The organism is Gordonia sp. 852002-51296_SCH5728562-b (assembly GCF_001665475.1).
Taxonomy (GTDB): Bacteria; Actinomycetota; Actinomycetes; order Mycobacteriales; family Mycobacteriaceae; genus Gordonia; species Gordonia sputi.
In genome coordinates this window covers 90,159-106,017 of sequence record NZ_LZMI01000062.1, presented here as the reverse complement: position 1 = coordinate 106,017, position 15,859 = coordinate 90,159, and the positions used below count along the sequence as shown (strand labels likewise).

The 15,859-nt window shown below is 66.1% G+C and carries 15 protein-coding genes; 6 read left to right on the top strand and 9 right to left on the bottom strand.

The window, feature by feature from the left end:
• Positions 1-215 precede the first annotated feature (215 nt).
• Positions 216-662, top strand: a complete 447-nt coding sequence (locus A5766_RS11610) for a hypothetical protein (protein ID WP_005204209.1) — start codon at positions 216-218, stop codon at positions 660-662.
• Between the two features lie 49 nt (positions 663-711).
• On the opposite strand, the gene A5766_RS11605 is transcribed toward A5766_RS11610, so the two are convergent.
• A complete protein-coding gene (locus A5766_RS11605) occupies positions 712-1,377 on the bottom strand; it encodes an FABP family protein (RefSeq protein WP_005204210.1) in 666 nt (221 codons plus the stop codon).
• 104 nt (positions 1,378-1,481) lie between these two features.
• A complete protein-coding gene (locus A5766_RS11600) occupies positions 1,482-2,504 on the bottom strand; it encodes an alpha/beta fold hydrolase (RefSeq protein ID WP_064904804.1) in 1,023 nt (340 codons plus the stop codon).
• Between the two features lie 57 nt (positions 2,505-2,561).
• On the opposite strand from A5766_RS11600, the gene A5766_RS11595 reads away from it, so the two are divergent.
• Complete coding sequence (locus tag A5766_RS11595; protein WP_064861682.1) at positions 2,562-2,963, top strand: helix-turn-helix domain-containing protein; 402 nt, start codon at positions 2,562-2,564, stop codon at positions 2,961-2,963.
• 67 nt (positions 2,964-3,030) lie between these two features.
• On the opposite strand, the gene A5766_RS11590 is transcribed toward A5766_RS11595, so the two are convergent.
• From A5766_RS11590 to A5766_RS11580, 3 genes are all read right to left on the bottom strand, one after another.
• Complete coding sequence (locus A5766_RS11590) at positions 3,031-3,336, bottom strand: DUF1416 domain-containing protein (protein ID WP_005204217.1); 306 nt, start codon at positions 3,334-3,336, stop codon at positions 3,031-3,033.
• A gap of 2 nt (positions 3,337-3,338) precedes the next feature.
• Positions 3,339-4,178: a sulfurtransferase gene (locus tag A5766_RS11585; RefSeq protein WP_005204219.1), complete on the bottom strand. Its 840-nt coding sequence runs from the start codon at positions 4,176-4,178 to the stop codon at positions 3,339-3,341.
• A gap of 410 nt (positions 4,179-4,588) precedes the next feature.
• Positions 4,589-5,560: an LmeA family phospholipid-binding protein gene (locus A5766_RS11580; protein ID WP_005204221.1), complete on the bottom strand. Its 972-nt coding sequence runs from the start codon at positions 5,558-5,560 to the stop codon at positions 4,589-4,591.
• Positions 5,561-5,716: 156 nt separating this feature from the next.
• Between A5766_RS11580 and A5766_RS11575 the strand changes: the two genes are divergently transcribed.
• The 4 genes from A5766_RS11575 (at position 5,717) to A5766_RS11560 (ending at position 9,604) form a co-directional block, all read left to right on the top strand.
• Positions 5,717-6,607 carry a winged helix-turn-helix transcriptional regulator gene (locus tag A5766_RS11575; RefSeq protein ID WP_005204223.1) on the top strand — a complete coding sequence of 297 codons (891 nt, stop codon included), beginning with the start codon at positions 5,717-5,719 and terminating at the stop codon, positions 6,605-6,607.
• A complete protein-coding gene (gene mshD / locus A5766_RS11570; protein WP_005204225.1) occupies positions 6,591-7,529 on the top strand; it encodes a mycothiol synthase in 939 nt (312 codons plus the stop codon). The genes A5766_RS11575 and mshD overlap by 17 nt, the downstream gene beginning before the upstream one ends.
• Positions 7,495-8,493, top strand: coding sequence for an endonuclease/exonuclease/phosphatase family protein (locus A5766_RS11565; protein ID WP_005204227.1), 999 nt, complete (start codon positions 7,495-7,497; stop codon positions 8,491-8,493). Before mshD ends, A5766_RS11565 begins: the two co-directional genes overlap by 35 nt.
• A gap of 88 nt (positions 8,494-8,581) precedes the next feature.
• Positions 8,582-9,604 carry a glycosyltransferase family 2 protein gene (locus A5766_RS11560; protein ID WP_051993756.1) on the top strand — a complete coding sequence of 341 codons (1,023 nt, stop codon included), beginning with the start codon at positions 8,582-8,584 and terminating at the stop codon, positions 9,602-9,604.
• A 4-nt stretch (positions 9,605-9,608) separates the two neighbouring features.
• Here A5766_RS11560 and A5766_RS11555 read toward each other — a convergent pair whose 3' ends face one another.
• Genes A5766_RS11555 through A5766_RS11540 form a run of 4 tightly spaced genes read right to left on the bottom strand, consistent with a single transcriptional unit; the run spans position 9,609 to position 15,845 of the window.
• On the bottom strand, positions 9,609-12,194 hold the full coding sequence (locus A5766_RS11555) for an AMP-binding protein (protein ID WP_005204231.1): 2,586 nt from the start codon (positions 12,192-12,194) through the stop codon (positions 9,609-9,611).
• On the bottom strand, positions 12,191-13,507 hold the full coding sequence (locus tag A5766_RS11550) for a lipopolysaccharide biosynthesis protein (protein WP_064904802.1): 1,317 nt from the start codon (positions 13,505-13,507) through the stop codon (positions 12,191-12,193). Before A5766_RS11550 ends, A5766_RS11555 begins: the two co-directional genes overlap by 4 nt.
• On the bottom strand, positions 13,504-14,655 hold the full coding sequence (locus A5766_RS11545) for an LLM class flavin-dependent oxidoreductase (RefSeq protein ID WP_005204237.1): 1,152 nt from the start codon (positions 14,653-14,655) through the stop codon (positions 13,504-13,506). Before A5766_RS11545 ends, A5766_RS11550 begins: the two co-directional genes overlap by 4 nt.
• Positions 14,652-15,845: a 3-dehydroquinate synthase II family protein gene (locus A5766_RS11540; protein WP_064904800.1), complete on the bottom strand. Its 1,194-nt coding sequence runs from the start codon at positions 15,843-15,845 to the stop codon at positions 14,652-14,654. The genes A5766_RS11545 and A5766_RS11540 overlap by 4 nt, the downstream gene beginning before the upstream one ends.
• Between the last annotated feature and the right edge of the window lie 14 nt (positions 15,846-15,859).

The following is a 15,859-nucleotide window of genomic DNA, read 5'->3' as shown; positions in this document are numbered from 1 at the left end:
TGCCCGTCCCTGACGGGTGATGCGGGGGTCGTTCCGTGTCTGGGGGCCTTTCATCGTCGGGGTGTTTCACGATCTGAGGTAGTGCGGCTGCATCGGGTTGTCGGGCAATTCCGACAACGAGTAGTGGATTACGCATGCGGCTGCCGATGCCGAGGAGTGAACTTCGTGTCAGAAGCACTCGTTAGCCGTGATTCGTGACAGCCAGGAGGCCGATGATGAGAACAACCAGCGCGGTCAGATCTCTCCACACGCGTATGCACGCATCGTCGAATCGCACTGCGGCAGTGCGTCGCCGCTACCTCACCGCCGACGATCCGGAGTGGACCAACGACGGGCCGACCAATTGGATCATCGGGACTGTCGAGAACCTCGGCTACAGCCGACTCGGAATCGCTGGTGCCACCACAGGTCACCTGGTCTTGCTTAACGAGGGCCTCGCCGACCTGGCGATCCTGTCGACCTCAGGTCTCTGCGGCACCGACGGTGCCCTGTTCACCTATCTGCCGAGCGGTTCGTCGCGCATCCTGCCCGACAGCGAGTTCCACATCCTGCAGGGCGAGCGTCGAGGCGGGCGCCCGGTCCTCATGGGAGAGATCATCGACGACGGCCCGCTCGCGCTCCAGTTCTTCTTCGACGGTCCGCCGCCGCAACTGCGTGGGTGATGGGCAGCCGGTTCGACGATCAGCCGGCTGCCGCAGCATCGCGGTCTGACTATCCGACGAAACGACGCAGCTTGGCGGAAAGGCGGGGCGTGAGGTCGCCGTCGGAATCGACACGTTCTTCGACGTAGGCGAGGTCGCCGTCGGGAACGATGCCGTAGAGGCGTTTGGCGTTGCCCGCGGGGGCGCTCGTCTCCGAGCGCACAACGGCGTCGGTGGTGAGATTCCACGACGTCTGGTTCAGCGGCCGGCCGTAGAACAGCTCGACCCAGCCCTCGGCGTGGGCGAGGAGAAGTTCGATGGAGTCGTCCTCGGTGATGCGCCAGTAGCCGGTTTCACGCTGGTCGGGACGCAGGAAGTTGGCGTCCTCGTCGATGACCCAGGAGCGCGACTCCCAGTTCAGGAAGTTCTGCCCGTCATGACTGACGACGATCTGCTGGGCGAAGTGGTAGTCGGTGTGCGTGACGGGATCGTGTCCCTCACCCTCGCCACGCCAGACGCCGACGAGCGGTAGTAACGCGAGAAGTCCCTGGTGGAGGTCCGCGCCGAGCCGCAGGTTGGCGGTATCGGGCTTGAGCGGGAGATCGTCCCACGCGGGTACGTTGCGTTCGCGGCTGCCTGACTCGGCAGCGCGCGAATCGGCCTGGCTGATCGCCTCGTCGCCTGATCTACGGGCGGCGACGGCGTCGTCGGGCTGTGCGTCCTCCGGGGAGGTCACGATTCGTCTGTGACCAGTCGGTAGAGCACGTACAGCGCAAACCAGGTGATCAGGACGGCCGCGAGGACCAGCAAGATTTCGAAGAAGATGACCACGGCTAGATTCTAACTCCGATGCGCGGGCGGTAGTTCACTGAGGTCGACCACACTCGGCTGTGTCGCTTGGCGCCCGCGCCGTCGAGTCGGATCACTGTGCCGTGTCGCGTCCGCCCTGGGCCGCGACGGCGATGATGGGGGTCGGCCCCGACCATGGCCCACGCGGCGACGGCGCGGTGGGGCCGGTTGCCGCGCAAGCCATGCGCGAACGGCCGCCGTCACCGCAGACGGGTCTTCGACGGGCGTGAGGTGTCCGACGTCGTCGAGGACGACAACCTCGGGGTGATCGGGGAATCTGGACTGGAGTTCATAGGCCTGCCGCAGCGGTATCCACGGATCATCCCGACCCCAGCCGATACGAACCGGGCTGCGGGTGGCTTCCAATCGATTCGCCACAGGGCGGGTGTCCGCTGCGCTGAGTGCTGTGATCTGCCGGTAGAACGCCGCCTGTCCGATGGGGCCGAGCCACTGGGAGGCGAGCGCCTCGACGTCTTCGTCGGATAACGGCCGAAAGGCTGCTGCGGCAATGTATTCCTTGACCAGTGCTGCATGTAGATGTGCCGGGAGTTGCTCGAAGACATGTGCGTTCTCGGCAACCAGCCGGAAGAAGGGCGAACCCCACGGGTCCAGGGTGACGACGTCCCAGAGGAACACGTCTGCGTACTCGACGCCGTTGAGCAGATGTGCGCGGAGTGCGACGGCGCCGCCGATGTCGTGCGCAACGACATGCGGCCGCTGCAGTCCCCACAACTCGATGAGCGCGCCCAGTCGTACGGCTTGCGCGGCCAAGTCGGTCGTGACTGCCGCGCTCTTCTCCGACTCGCCATAGCCGGGCATATCCCAGAGAAATACTCGGTAGTCGCGACTCAAGTCGGTGGCAACGCTGGTCCAGACCTGTGACGACCATGGCGTGCCGTGGCACAGCACGATGTCGCCCGCCGAGGCCGTTGGGGGCTCGAGAGTCCTTGTCGCGATGGAGGTTCCGTTCACGGTGACGATCGAAGCGGGTGGCAGAGAATCGTGTGTCATCATGGCGACAAGGTAAAACCTCAGGTTGACCTGAGGTCAAGACGGAAGGTCGGGCGGAAAGTGAAGATCGGAGAGGCTTCGAGGCGAGTCGGCGTCGACGACCACGTGCTACGGCACTGGCACGACCTCGGTGTGGTCGTACCCGATCGCGAAGCGTCGGGCCACCGTTTGTACACGGAGGAGCACATTCGTCGCATCCGCATAGTTCAGGCCTGCCAGAGCGTCGGCATGAGTCTTGCCGACATCCGGCTGGTGCTGCACCGCGACGAAGAAGGTCGCACGGAACTGATCGAGCAGAAGCTCCGATGGATACGTTCACAACGCGCCCAGCTGGCGGACGCGGAGAGTTTCCTCGAACACGTCATCGGTTGCAGGCATGATCTGCTCAGCCGGTGCCCCGACTGCACGCGGTACGCATCGACCTATCCGCCGAAAAAACAGGCCCGGCCACCCTGCGGGTGACCGGGCCTGATCTGCGAATCAGCAGCCTCAAAAGCGTTGCGCTACTTCGAGATTGCGACTCTTCTGTCTACTTCGAGACGGTGATGTCCTTGTCGTGAACGCCGGGGCCCTCGGGGCTGACGGTCACGTCGCCGTTGCCGACCGACGACAGGGCGCGCAGCGTCCAGGTGCCGGGGGCGGCGAAGAAGCGGAAATCGCCGGTGGGGCTTGCGACGACCTCGGCGGTGAACTCACCGGTCGAGTCGAGCAGTCGCACGAACGCTCCCGCCACCGGGTTACCGGAGGCGTCGGTGACCTGTCCGGTCAGGACGGTCTCCTTCTCGACGTCGACGCCCGCGGGCAACTTCTGTCCCTGCTTGGGTGCAGCACACATACTTACTTTCCTTCTCCCAGTTCAACCGGAACGCCGACCAGCGAACCGTATTCGGTCCAGCTGCCGTCGTAGTTCTTCACATTCGTCTGTCCGAGCAGCTCCTGCAGCACGAACCAGGTGTGGCTCGAGCGCTCACCGATACGGCAGTACGCGATGGTCTCCTTCGAGCCGTCGAGGCCCGCTTCCTTGTACAGCTCGGCGAGGTCGTCGTCGGACTTGAAGGTGCCGTCTTCGTTGGCAGCCTTGCTCCACGGCACGTTGATGGCGCCGGGGATGTGGCCGGGACGCTGGCTCTGCTCCTGCGGGAGGTGCGCGGGAGCCAGGATCTTGCCGGAAAACTCGTCAGGGCTACGCACGTCGACGAGGTTCTTCACGCCGATGGCGTCGACGACCTCGTCGCGGAAGGCGCGGATCGAGTTGTCGGGATCGGCGGCCTTGTACTCGGTCGCGGGGCGCGAGACAGCGTCGGTCGACAGCGGGCGGCCGTCGAGCTCCCACTTCTTGCGTCCACCGTCGAGCAGCTTGACGTCCTGGTGGCCGTAGAGCTTGAAGTACCAGTACGCGTAAGCGGCGAACCAGTTGTTGTTGCCGCCGTAGAGGACGACGGTGTCGTCGTTGGAGATGCCGCGCTCGCTGAGCAGCGCGGAGAACTGCTCGCGGTCGACGAAGTCGCGACGGACCGGATCCTGCAGATCGGTCTTCCAGTCGAGCTTGACGGCGCCTTCGATGTGGCCGCCGTCGTAAGCGCTGGTGTCCTCGTCGACCTCGACGAAGACGACCTTGTCGTTGTTCAGGTTCTGCTCAGCCCAATCGGCGCTGACCAGGACGTCGGAACGTGCCATGTCTGGTTCCTTCCAGAGGTGGGATTTCTCGGTGAGTGTGTCCGGTCACCGGAGTGATGAGAACGGGCCGGACGTCGGTCGAATGACGGTCGAACGATGACGGCGGCATCTGACGAGATGCGGACTTGCGATGTCACGAGCGCGCACACTGCACACACCGGCCGTCACCTGTGGTGAGCGTGCCGAGGTGGCGCGATCACCGGACTAGAGACAGCAACAGTCGGCGACGCGACAAAAGTCGATCGCCCGCCGACGGGTGAGCAGAAGCTCACGGCGCAGTTGCATGCCCACGAGGGTACAACAGCCACCCCACGACGCTTCAATAGCGGCCCCCATGATTCCGACTCGGTGGTCGAGTTGCGCTCGCGCGCGGTGGCGAGTTGCGCTCACGCGCACAATGCCGGCCGGTGTCAGAAGTCGCTCGGGCGAAGATCGCGCGGACCGGTGTCGGCGACGAGGAGTACGTCGCTTCCCTCGCTGCGCGCACCCGTGGCAGTGATTCCCCACGGGAGGGGGAGGGGAGGCAGCGTCGTCGAAAATCGTTGCAGCACTTGGGCGCGCAGCGCCGCGTTGTCGGCGCCGTCGAGTTCGGGAGCGCTCTCGTGTTCTTCCGGGCCGTCGTAGAAGTCGGTGGCCTGTAGGTGTAGCCGTCCGTCGCGGATGGAGAGGTCGACGCTGACGCTCACCTTTGCTTTACGACCCCGATATTCCGACGCCGACGGGGTGTCAGCGGGGACGGGAGTGCTCTCGCCGCCTGCGGAGGGCAGAGGACTGTCCGACGGGGGCAATGCGACGGTTCCGGTGAGCAGCACCCCGGACGATCGGTGCAGCAGGCCATCCTGTGGGCCACCGCCGCCCGCCTCGCCCTCGGGGGCGGGTGTGTTCACCGTGAGGTCGAGGATTGCCAGGAATCGGCCGAGATTCACCGAGTCCAGCCGCGTATACGCGTCGACCGACTCTGCGTGCATGGTGTCCGACGGCCCGATATTCCACCCATCGGGCACAGACAGTGTCCCCAGGCGGGCGCCGAGTTCTGCGGTACATCCGCGTCGGATGTGGCAACCGGCCACCGCGACGCCGCGCGCGGTGATGGTCGCGCCGGAGAACTCGCCACGCGCGGCATGTGACACGTAGGGGAATCCGCTGAGCGTGACCTCGGGATCGAAGCTGATCTGCGGCGAGGCCTGCAACGATCGCGACAAGCGGTACTCGCCACGCGCGGCCGCGCCGAGGTCGGCGAGAAACGCCACGACCAGCAGCACGACGACGACACAGACGCCGACGATGAGTGCGCGACGGGCGCGGAATGTGCCGTGCTCGTGGCTGCCCGACGCAGTTGCGCCGCCCCCGTCGGCTGCCTTGTTAACAGCAGAACGCGACATTGGCGCTATTCTGTCATCTATCGCGCACATGGTGGTAAGCCGACGTAAACAATGAGGTTCGTTCGTGTGTGATGCTGACGTCCCGGCGAACTTCTGCCCGGCGGTCGCAGTAGTAGTGGTGGAGTTCAGGGCGGGAAGACGAGATCGGAGTATCACGTGGATCTCTTGTTATTGACAGCCGATCCGAGTCCGGAGGCGGTGCTGCCATCCCTGTCGCTGCTCGCGCACACGGTCCGTGTGGCACCCACCGAGGTGTCGTCGCTGATGGAGGCCAGTAACGCTGATATCGCCATCGTCGACGCCAGAACCGACCTCGCCGCAGCACGCGGATTGTGCAGATTGCTCGGCAGCACCGGCTCTGCCGTTCCGGTCGCGGCGGTATTGACCGAAGGCGGGCTCGTCGCCGTCAACGCCGACTGGGGTCTCGACGAATTCCTCCTTCCGGCGACCGGACCCGCCGAACTCGACGCGCGGCTTCGACTCCTCGTCGTTCGCACCCGCGGGGTGGGCACCGAAGAAGCGTCGGGCAAGGTCACGCTTGGCGAACTCGTGATCGATGAGGGCACGTACACCGCTCGACTGCGGGGGCGCCCGCTCGACCTGACCTACAAGGAGTTCGAACTCCTCAAGTACCTGGCGCAGAACGCGGGCAGGGTATTCACCCGCGCGCAACTGCTGCAAGAGGTGTGGGGTTACGACTTCTTCGGCGGCACGCGGACCGTCGACGTCCACGTCCGGCGCCTGCGCGCCAAACTCGGCAGCGAGCACGAGTCGCTCATCGGGACCGTGCGCAACGTCGGATACAAGGCCGTACGTCCCACGCGCGGTCGCGGTGCCGGCTCAGGAGCTGCCAGCGACTACCCGGTCGACGATGACATTTCCGACGATGACATTTCCGATGACGACATTGCCGGCGGCGATATTGCTGACGGTGCAGATCTCGATGACGACCTCGATGACGGGGACGTGAACGAGGACGCCACGTCTGCGAGCGACTCGTTCGACACCTCGGGAATCGGTGAGGAGTTCAGTGCCAGCGGAAGCTGACGCGATCGGAGACACTCCGATCGTCACCGATCGACTCGACGCCGCCGGTGTTACACACGCCCGCCGCCTGGTGGCCGACGCGACCAGCGCCGACGGAGTCGCCCCGCTGTCCGAGCAGGCCGTCCTGTCCATCGACGACGCCGCCGGATCTCACGCGGAATCGGGCGTGCGTCACGTCGTCTCGACGGCCGGCTACGCCAACATCACACCCGGCCGCGACGGGGAGCCCTCGATGATCGAGGGAGTCGTCGACCCGGCACTACGACGCCGCGGGCACGGCAAGGCACTGTTCGACGTCGCATTCGACGACGCGCGTGCTGTCTCGAATCCCGACGGCCCGACGCCGCGGGCCTGGGCGCACGGCGATCTGCCCGGCGCGCAGGCGCTCGCGGCGAGCATGGGTCTGCACAAGCAGCGGGAGCTGCTGCAACTACGCCGCGACGTCGCAGCCGACGGGTCTGATCTACCACCGCTGGTCGTCGACCCGTCGATCGAGCTGCGCACCTACGCCGGGCCCGCCGACGACGCGGAGATCCTGCGGGTCAACAACGCCGCGTTCGCGTGGCACCCGGAGCAGGGCGGATGGTCGTCGGCACAGATCACCGAACGGACATCGTCCGAGTGGTTCGACCCGGCCGGACTGTTCCTCGCCTACGACGTCGACGACCCGACGACGCTGCTCGGCTTCCACTGGACCAAGCAGCAGGACGCCGGTCTCGGCGAGGTCTACATCGTCGGGGTCGACCCGGCGGCTCAGGGCCGCGGCCTCGGCCGCATGCTCACGCTGGCCGGGCTTCACTACTTTGCCGACCGTCGGATCGGGACGGTGATGCTCTACGTCGAAGGCGACAACACCGCGGCACTACACACCTACGAGAGGCTCGGGTTTGCCCGATACGCCGTCGACGTCGCGTACGGCTGACTCGGAAACGGCAGGGTCGAGTCGACTGCGCCTGGCGCTGACGATCACCGGTTGCCTGCTGGCCGCGGTCGGTCTGCTCGGGGTGGTCGCGCACGCTGTTCCGTTCGTCAGCAACACCTGGGCACGGTTGGCCGCGGGTACTCCGGTCTTGATCGTGATCGGCATTGTCGGCCTGGTCGTGTTGCTCGCATCGAGGGCGTGGATGTGTGCGATCGTCGCTGCAGTCGTCGTCGCCATCGGGATCGGTACGCAGGTACCACTTTTCATCGGAACCGACGAGGCGCGCGCAGCGTCGGACATCACGGTCCTGCAGGCGAACATCTACCTCGGACAGGCCGACGCCGCGTCGGTGGTGCGGGAGATCCGCGACAATCGCGTCGACATCGCGACCGTCGTCGAACTCACCGACGACGCGATCGGCAAGCTCGACGCCGCCGGAATCGCCGGTGCTCTGCCGTATCGGTTCGGGGTTCCGAGACGGGGCGGGGGCGGCGCCGGAATCTACTCGCGCTACCCGTTGACCGACGAATTCCGGATCGGCAAGATGGCGATGGCCAATCTGCGGGCCGTCGTCGACCTGCCCGGTGTCGGGCGTCGAGCCATATACGCACTGCATCCCATTCCGCCGTGGCCGGAGCCCGCGTGGCGGTGGGCGTACGAGGTCGATCTGCTGTCGTCGACGCTGGGTGAGGAGCGACTCCCGCTGATCCTCGGCGCCGACTTCAACTCGACCTACGACCACGCGCGCTTTCGGAGGTTGCTCGCCACTCCGCCGGGACTCGTCGATGCCGCCGATCACCTCGGGGCGGGGATCGTCGCAACGTATCCCGCCAACAGGCACTTCCCGCCGGTGCTCGCTCTCGATCGGGTGATGACGCGCGGAGGTCCGGTGCCGACGAGCTTCCGTCGAGTCGAGCTACCGGGTTCCGACCACGACGGCGTGATCGCCACGGTCAGGCCCTGACCTCGTCCGCGACGGTGCCCGACAGGCGCACGGTATCACTGTTAGGCTACCCTTACGCGGAGTGATTCTGAGGGGAGCGCATCTCGCGATGTATCAATCCGCCACAAGCCGGACCCGACTGACGATGCACGACGTGTCGGTGTCTGTTGTCGTGCCGGTCTATCGCAGCGCCGCCTACATCGAGGCCTGTGTGCGCTCGGTACTCAACCAGCAGGCTCCGGTCGACGAGATCGTGCTCGTCGACGATCGCGGGGGTGACGATTCCATCGAACGAGCCGAAAAGGTGCTCGCGGCAGGCGAGGTCGCGTATCGGGTCGTGCGTATGCCACAGAACAGTGGCGTCGGGCCTGCACGCAACGCGGGACTCGCGGCGGCGTCGGGAAACGTCATCTGGTTCTTCGACAGCGACGACATCGCCGACGCGGCGTTCACGACCAGAATGCTCGACGAACTACTCCGCAACGACGCGGATTTCGCCACGTGCACAACACGATTCGTCGACGAGATCGGGGTGCCGACGGGGGCGCTCACTCCGGTGCTGTCGGCCGGCGCACTCACGGGCGACGAGTACGCAGGCCTCTTGTTGCGCAGCAAGGCGCGGTCGTACGCCAGCGGAAAGCTGTTCCGCCGTGACGTTCTCGGCGACGATCCGTGGGGCACACGTCGGGCGTACGAGGATCTATCGGCCATCGCGCGGGTGGCGCTGGACTCGCGCACGGTGGCGACGGTGCCAGAGGCGTTGTACCGGTACCGACTTCGCGACGATTCGGTATCGCACCGCGTCACGTCCGACACACGCGCGATCTTCGAGATGGGTGACGAGGTGCTCGAGATGCTCGACACCGTTCCCGACACGAGGCAATGGCGTTCGACTGCACGATCTTTCGTGTACCGCGAGGTTCTGATCCCCGCGGCGCACATGGCGATGCGCGCAGAGCACGACGGTGGCGCAGGCCCGGTGACAGACGAACTGCTGCGCATCGCCCGTGCTCGCGTGTCGCGTCGGGATGTGCTGCCGCTGCTCGCCACGGGCGAGATACGCTCTGCCGTCTTCGCCGTCGCGATGCTGACCGCGCCGCAGCGCTACGCGAATATGCTGCGGCACAGGTGATCTGTCAGGGCAGCGCGTCGAGGAAGTGCCCCACCACCTCGGTGATGTGCGGCTCGCGCACAATCGACATGTGATCGGCCTGAACCCGGGTGATCGTGATGTCGCCCGGGGTGAGCTGATCGGTCCAGACCCGCTCGTCGTGGTTGTTGTCCGCGCCGAGTACCACAAGCACTCGGCCGTGATACGGCGCGGGGCGGTGGAATCGGCCGACGCGCCAACCGACCTGCTCCATGGCACGTGCCGACTCGACGGGCTGATCGGTCAAAAATCCGGCACGTAGCAACTGGATTCGGTTGCGCCACAACTGTGATCGAGACAATCGCACGCCCGACAGTTGGGGACGCTGGTCGCTCTCGGCGGTCGCGGGAGTCTGCGCCGTCGAGCCGACAGCACGAGCTGTCTGCTGGGGGACGAAGGTGTCGAGTGTCATGACGAGCGCGACCTGCTCGCCCGCACGGAGGAGTCGACGAGCGACCTCGAGCGCGATCAATCCACCCAGTGAATGACCAAGCAGCACATAGGGTCCGCTCGGTTGAAGGCGACGCAGATCGCGCAGATGCCTGCGTGCAGCCATCCCGACAGTCCAGTCGGGGAATCCGCGATTCTCCAGGCCGTGCGGTTGGAATCCGTAGATCGATCCGATCCGTTCGTCGCGGGCGAGGTGGTCGGCGAGCGCGACAAACACCAGCGCCGACGCGCCAGCTCCCGCGAAGCAGAACACCGTCTGCCCGTTGCCGCTACGCAGCGGCACCGTCGTCGGAGCGAGTGAATCACCCTTACTGGCAACCGAATCTGGTCGTAGGCGTGCGTCGAGCGTGTGCGCCATCGTCGCGACGGTCGGTGCCGACGCGGCGTCGGCCTGGGTGAGTGCAACGCCGAGACGTCGGGTGAGGCCGACGAGAATCTGGGCGACCGTCAGCGAGTCGGCGCCGAGTGCGTAGATGTTCTCGTCACGTCCGACCTCGTCGAGTCCGAGGGCCTCGGCCCAGATCTCCGCCACCGATGTCTCGAGGTCGCCGACGGGTGGGTCGATGTGTCGGGTCGGTGCGGGCAGTGCGGCTCGGTCGATCTTGCCGCGCGCAGTTCTCGGGAGGGCAGCGAGTTCGACGACGTGTGCGGGAATCATCCACTCGGGCAGTCGTTCTCGCAGCCTCGTGCGGATCTCGGCTGCCGGAGGGGTGCGGCCCCCGGGGACAGGCGCGACGTAGGCGAGCAGTTCGGTGCGGCCGGAATCGGGCTCCGACCGTGCGATGACCGCGGCTTCGGCGAGGTCGCCGTCGGACATGATCGCGCGGTGCACCTCCGCGGGTTCGACCAGATAGCCCCTGATCTTCACGGCGTCGTCGATGCGGCCGGTGAGAATGAGCGTGGTGCCGTCCCAGGTTCCGCGGTCGCCGGTGCGGAAGCTGAGCACGCCGTCGGTGTCGCGGGAGAAGCGGCCCTCGTCGGCGGCCGGATCGAGGTATCCGAGTGCGAGGTGGCGCGACGACACGACGACGCGACCGTCGTCGGCGATGGTGACCGACTTGTGCGGGGCGAGAACACCTGCGGGAAGCGCACCGGGGGATACGTGTTCTCCCGCGCGGAGATCGAAGTAGGCCAGCGCCGACGTCTCCGACGATCCCACCCAGTTCGTCACCGTTGCCTCGGGAGCGTGTGACAGCGCGGCCAGCGCGACGTCGGACGTCAGTGCCTCGCCGGTGGTGATGATGCGGCGCAACGATGCCCACGCCGGGTGGCCGGTCGACTCGCGCGAGCTCGTCAGCGCACGCAGCAGTGCCGGAGTGAGAAAGGTGATCTCTGCGGCGCACTCGGCGAGTGCGTCGAGTATCGCGCCTGCGGTGCGGTCACGCGGGTCGACGGCGGTGATGTCGGCACCGTTGATCAGCGATCCGATCAAGACGTTGAGTCCGGCACCGAAGCTGATCGGAAGACACAGCGCGACGCGACGTCCCGGGGTGATCGAGAATCCGGTGCGCATCAGCTCGGAATCGCAGAGCCACATGCCATTCGGGTGCAGCACGCCCTTGGGAGTGCCCGTCGAGCCGGATGTGAACTGGATGCTCGTGAGGTCATCGGGGTTGTCGAGACCCGTGGTTGTTCCGCCGCCTGCGGCGCCCTGGGTCGTGATCGCGGCGAGGTCGGTCACCGGAAGACCGTGGGCGGCAGCGACGGCGCGAGCGGCGTCGAGGTGCGCGGCGTCGGCGATCATGACATCGGCAGGGCGTCCGTGCGTCTTCAACTCGGCGAGGATCGTCGAGACACGTTCGGCCGGCAGGTGCGGGTCCAGGGCGACGATCGGATGTCCGGAGAGAAACACGCCGAGAACCAGCGCGACCGCGTCGGGCGACAACCACACCTGCACGACAACCGGATTCGACGATCCACCGGCACGTGCGGTGATCGACGCCGCGGCCGACGTGGCTCGCTCGACGAGTTGGCCGTACGTCAGGCTCTGCCCCGCCATACGGATGGCCGGACGGTCGGTGAAGCGTTGTGCGCCTGCGATGATCGCGGTGCGCACCGAGTGAACCTCGGCGGGGTCACCGGGGGCAGTGTCGTCGGGGGTGGCGTCGGTAGAAGTGGTCATCTGACGGCTCCGGTGAACGATGCGAGTGTGGTCTTCGGATCGAGGGCTTGGCGGATCAGTCGGATACCGGGTACGAGGAGGAAGAGCACGACGGCGACGTCGGCCACCAGGTAGACGTAGGCGACGCCGATGATGCCCCATCGATCGGCCGCCGCGGCGATACCGCAGACGACGACCACGCCGAAGACGATCTGTGTCGCCACAGCGAGTTTCAGCTTGCGCTGTACCCGCGCGAGGCCGCCGTAGATCACCACGAACGCCACAGTCGGCAGGGTCAGCGCCATCAGGCGGATGAGATCTGTCCCCTCACGGGCGTACTGCGGGCCCATGATCGAGAGAATCCACGGTGCCAGCGCGATCAGCAGTAGGCAACCGACGACTGCCGCGCCGCCACACAGTGCGATGAAACGCAGTGTGGTTGCCCGCAAATCGACGTCGGGCTCCGCCGAGGCCGACACGAACGGCGCGCAGGTGGCGTTGAGCAGGATGGCCGCCGTGCTGATGACCAGCCAGCAGACCGAGAAGTACGCGTTCATCTCGGTGCCCAGCTGAGCCACGATGACCAGTGGAACAACGAGCGGCACAACCACTCCCACCGCTGTCATCGCGAGCGAGCCTGCGTAGAAGTGTGCGATCTCACCGCGCCCGGGAAGCGTTCCGGGGCCCGTCATCGCGCGCGCGGTAGGGCGTACGGCGCTCACTCCGATCCAGCATGCGATGACAGCGGCGGGGATCACCCAGGCGGCGACGATGGCTGAACCCGACGCGAATGGGATCAGCAGCGCGACGAGTATCAGCTTGATTGTTGATTGCGTGACGTTCTTGAGCGCGACGGTGCGCGAGCGGCCGAGGCCGATCAGCAACTGGTCCTGCACGGCGAAAACGCCGAGTACCGCAACGATGACGGGGTACAGCCACGGTTCCGCCGACGAGGTGAACAACGCGTCGCGAGGGCCGAGTACGACGAAGCCGAGTCCGAACAGCACTGCTGTCACGATGATGACGGAGCGGCCGATCGTGATCAGGCGGTGCGCCTTGGACCCGGCGATCGGAAGGAACCGTTCGTACAGACTGCCGAGACTCAGATTCGACAGGGTCGCCATCAACGTCGCGGAGGTGATGATGGCCGACGCCCTGCCGACCTCCGCCGTCGAGTATCCGCGCGCCGCGATCGTCCAGAACACGAAACCCAGTGCGCCGGTGGCGACACTGGACGTCATCACCGCGACGATGTTGATCCCGACGCCGGTGTTGTCGTCGCGGAAGAGGTTCAGGCGTCGAGGGGTGAGGCCCCGCTTCTGCGTGGTGGTCACCGGGCAGAAGCGGCGTCGACCAGTCGCGTGCTGCGGTCGGTCGCCAGTAGCGGCAGCAAGAGCTCTGCGGTGATCTCGGCCTCGCGGGCCAGCGGCCACCCCGACAGAATCCAGATGTCGATGCCCGCGCGCTCCGCGACCGACGACATCGCCGCCGCCACATTCTCGGCGCTGCCGACGAAGTAGGTGCCGGTGCCCTTGCCCGCGATGTCGAACGGTGGCTCCGCGGCGGTCCACGTCGTCAGTCCCGCAGCCATGTTCGGTGCGAACTCCAGCAGTTCCCTGCCCGGAATCCGGCCCGCGCGCAGAGCGTCGATCCGGCCTTGAACCTGCGGGTTCTCGCTGGTGATCCCGTCGAGACCCGGGTAGCCGAAGCTGCGCAGATTGCGATCGGCGGTGGCCAGAACCGTCTCCGGTCGAGTGTGCGCGAGCTGTTCGGAGAAGCGTTCCCACGCTTGTTCTTCGGTCTCGCGGACGATCACGCTCGCGAGCACACCGAAACGTAGCGATCGGCCCCGCTCGGCTGCGGCCGTCCGGACGCGGTCGAAAAGCGTTGTGAGAGAGCTGGGTTCCGACATGAACGACAGGTAGACGTCGAGGACCTCCGCCGCGTGCGCGATGCCCTCGGTTGACGCACCGGTGCCCCAGACCTGAACGCCTCCCGGTTGCCGGGTGCCGGGGATTGCGGGCTTGTATCGCGGTCCGTACGAGAAGAATTCGCCCTGGAACGCCTCGGTGTCGTCGAGATAGAGACGCTTGACCTGGGTCCAGAACTCGGCCGACATCCGGTAGCGGTCGGCCTTCGACTCGAACCTGCCGTACCGGTGCAAGACCGGATCGGCGCCGTTGACCTGGTTGTAGATCAACCTACCGCCGGAGTACTGGTCGAACACCTGGGCTTCCTCGGCCATCAGCACCGGAGGCTTGACGCCGGGGTACTCGGGAATGAGGAAGCGAAGCTGTTCGGTGTCGCCGACGAGTGAAATCGCCTCGCGCGCAGTGGTCAGCGCGCCGTAGAAGCCGAGCCGGTCAAGGGTGCGGGCCTGCTGCCGGAGTGCGTCGAACGTCGGGGCAAAGCGGTGTTCGGGCTCCCACGGGACGTCGCCGTCGGTGGGGTTGATGTACCACAGGACGTCGGGGCCACTCATCGTTCGTCACAGAACTCGGTGATCGGCAATCCGACGTGACGTGATTCGGTAGGCGCGTAACCGAGAAGGCGATCGCCGGGCACCAGGTCGGTCACGTTGTTCACCGATCCGCCGGGGCCGAGGAGGCGCACATGCCAGTCGTCCTGTGCGATCACGTTGATGGTGCGGCCGTCGGGTGCGGTCGCGCTGACCGAGATCAGCGGGCGGCGCTCGATCTTGACTCTCCCAATGCGCACCTCGCGGACGTCACCGTTGCTGCGCACCGCGAGGATCGGCTGTCCGGCAGCGAGTTCGCTGACGTAGCGCGTGCGGTTGTCGGGCACGAGAACGTAGGAGTGCACGGCACCGGCGTTCCACCGGAACGGACGGGTCGGCATGTACGGCAGCGGGTGGGTTTCGCTGCAGGACAGAAACATTCCGGTCGAGAACGAACCGATCAGACATCCCTCGTCCTGTGCGAGCAGCGAGCAGGTGTCGATGCATGCACGTTCGCCCATGCCGATGTGCTCGACCTTGGTGACGGTCAGCTCGGTGAGTTCGATGCGGTCGGCAGACGGGCGGATGACGTCGGCGAGCGTTGCGATGTCGTCGACGCTCTGCGGGGCGAGCAGCAGCCCGTCGGAGCCGTGTTCGAGCACCAGCTTCACGATCTCGGCGTCCTCGATGTCGTTGACGACGGTCACGGTGCGGCCGCCGGAGTTCTCCGCCGCTGCGATCACGATCTCGAGGGGGATCTTGGTGGGGTCGGTGAAGGTCAGCAGTGTCCAGGGAGCGCGCCGCACGGTCTCACAGGCGTCGCGCAGCGTATCTGCGTCGGAAACGACAACGTGCACAGCGGTTTCCGCACCCGGAGCGGCTTCTTCGGAGTCGCCGTGGGCAACCAACACGATGTCGGCCGAGATCTGGCCTTCTGAGATCTCATCATTCGAGTGGCCCGGTGCGTAGATCCGACGCACGGTGGGCGGCAGGCCGTCGAGGAGGTCGATGTCGGCGGAGATGATGCCGTCGATGCGCTGATGAATGGCCGCCTGCACCATGGCGTCGACGGTGCCCGCGGGAACTGTGCGTAGGTCGACCCAGGCGAAATGCTCACGGCCGGAATCCGACTGCGCTGCAGTGGTCGACGAACTGTCGCGATCGACGCCGAGGGGTGTGATGTCGTCGGTCACGATGTCAGTGCTGTTGCTCATGTGAATCTACCTCG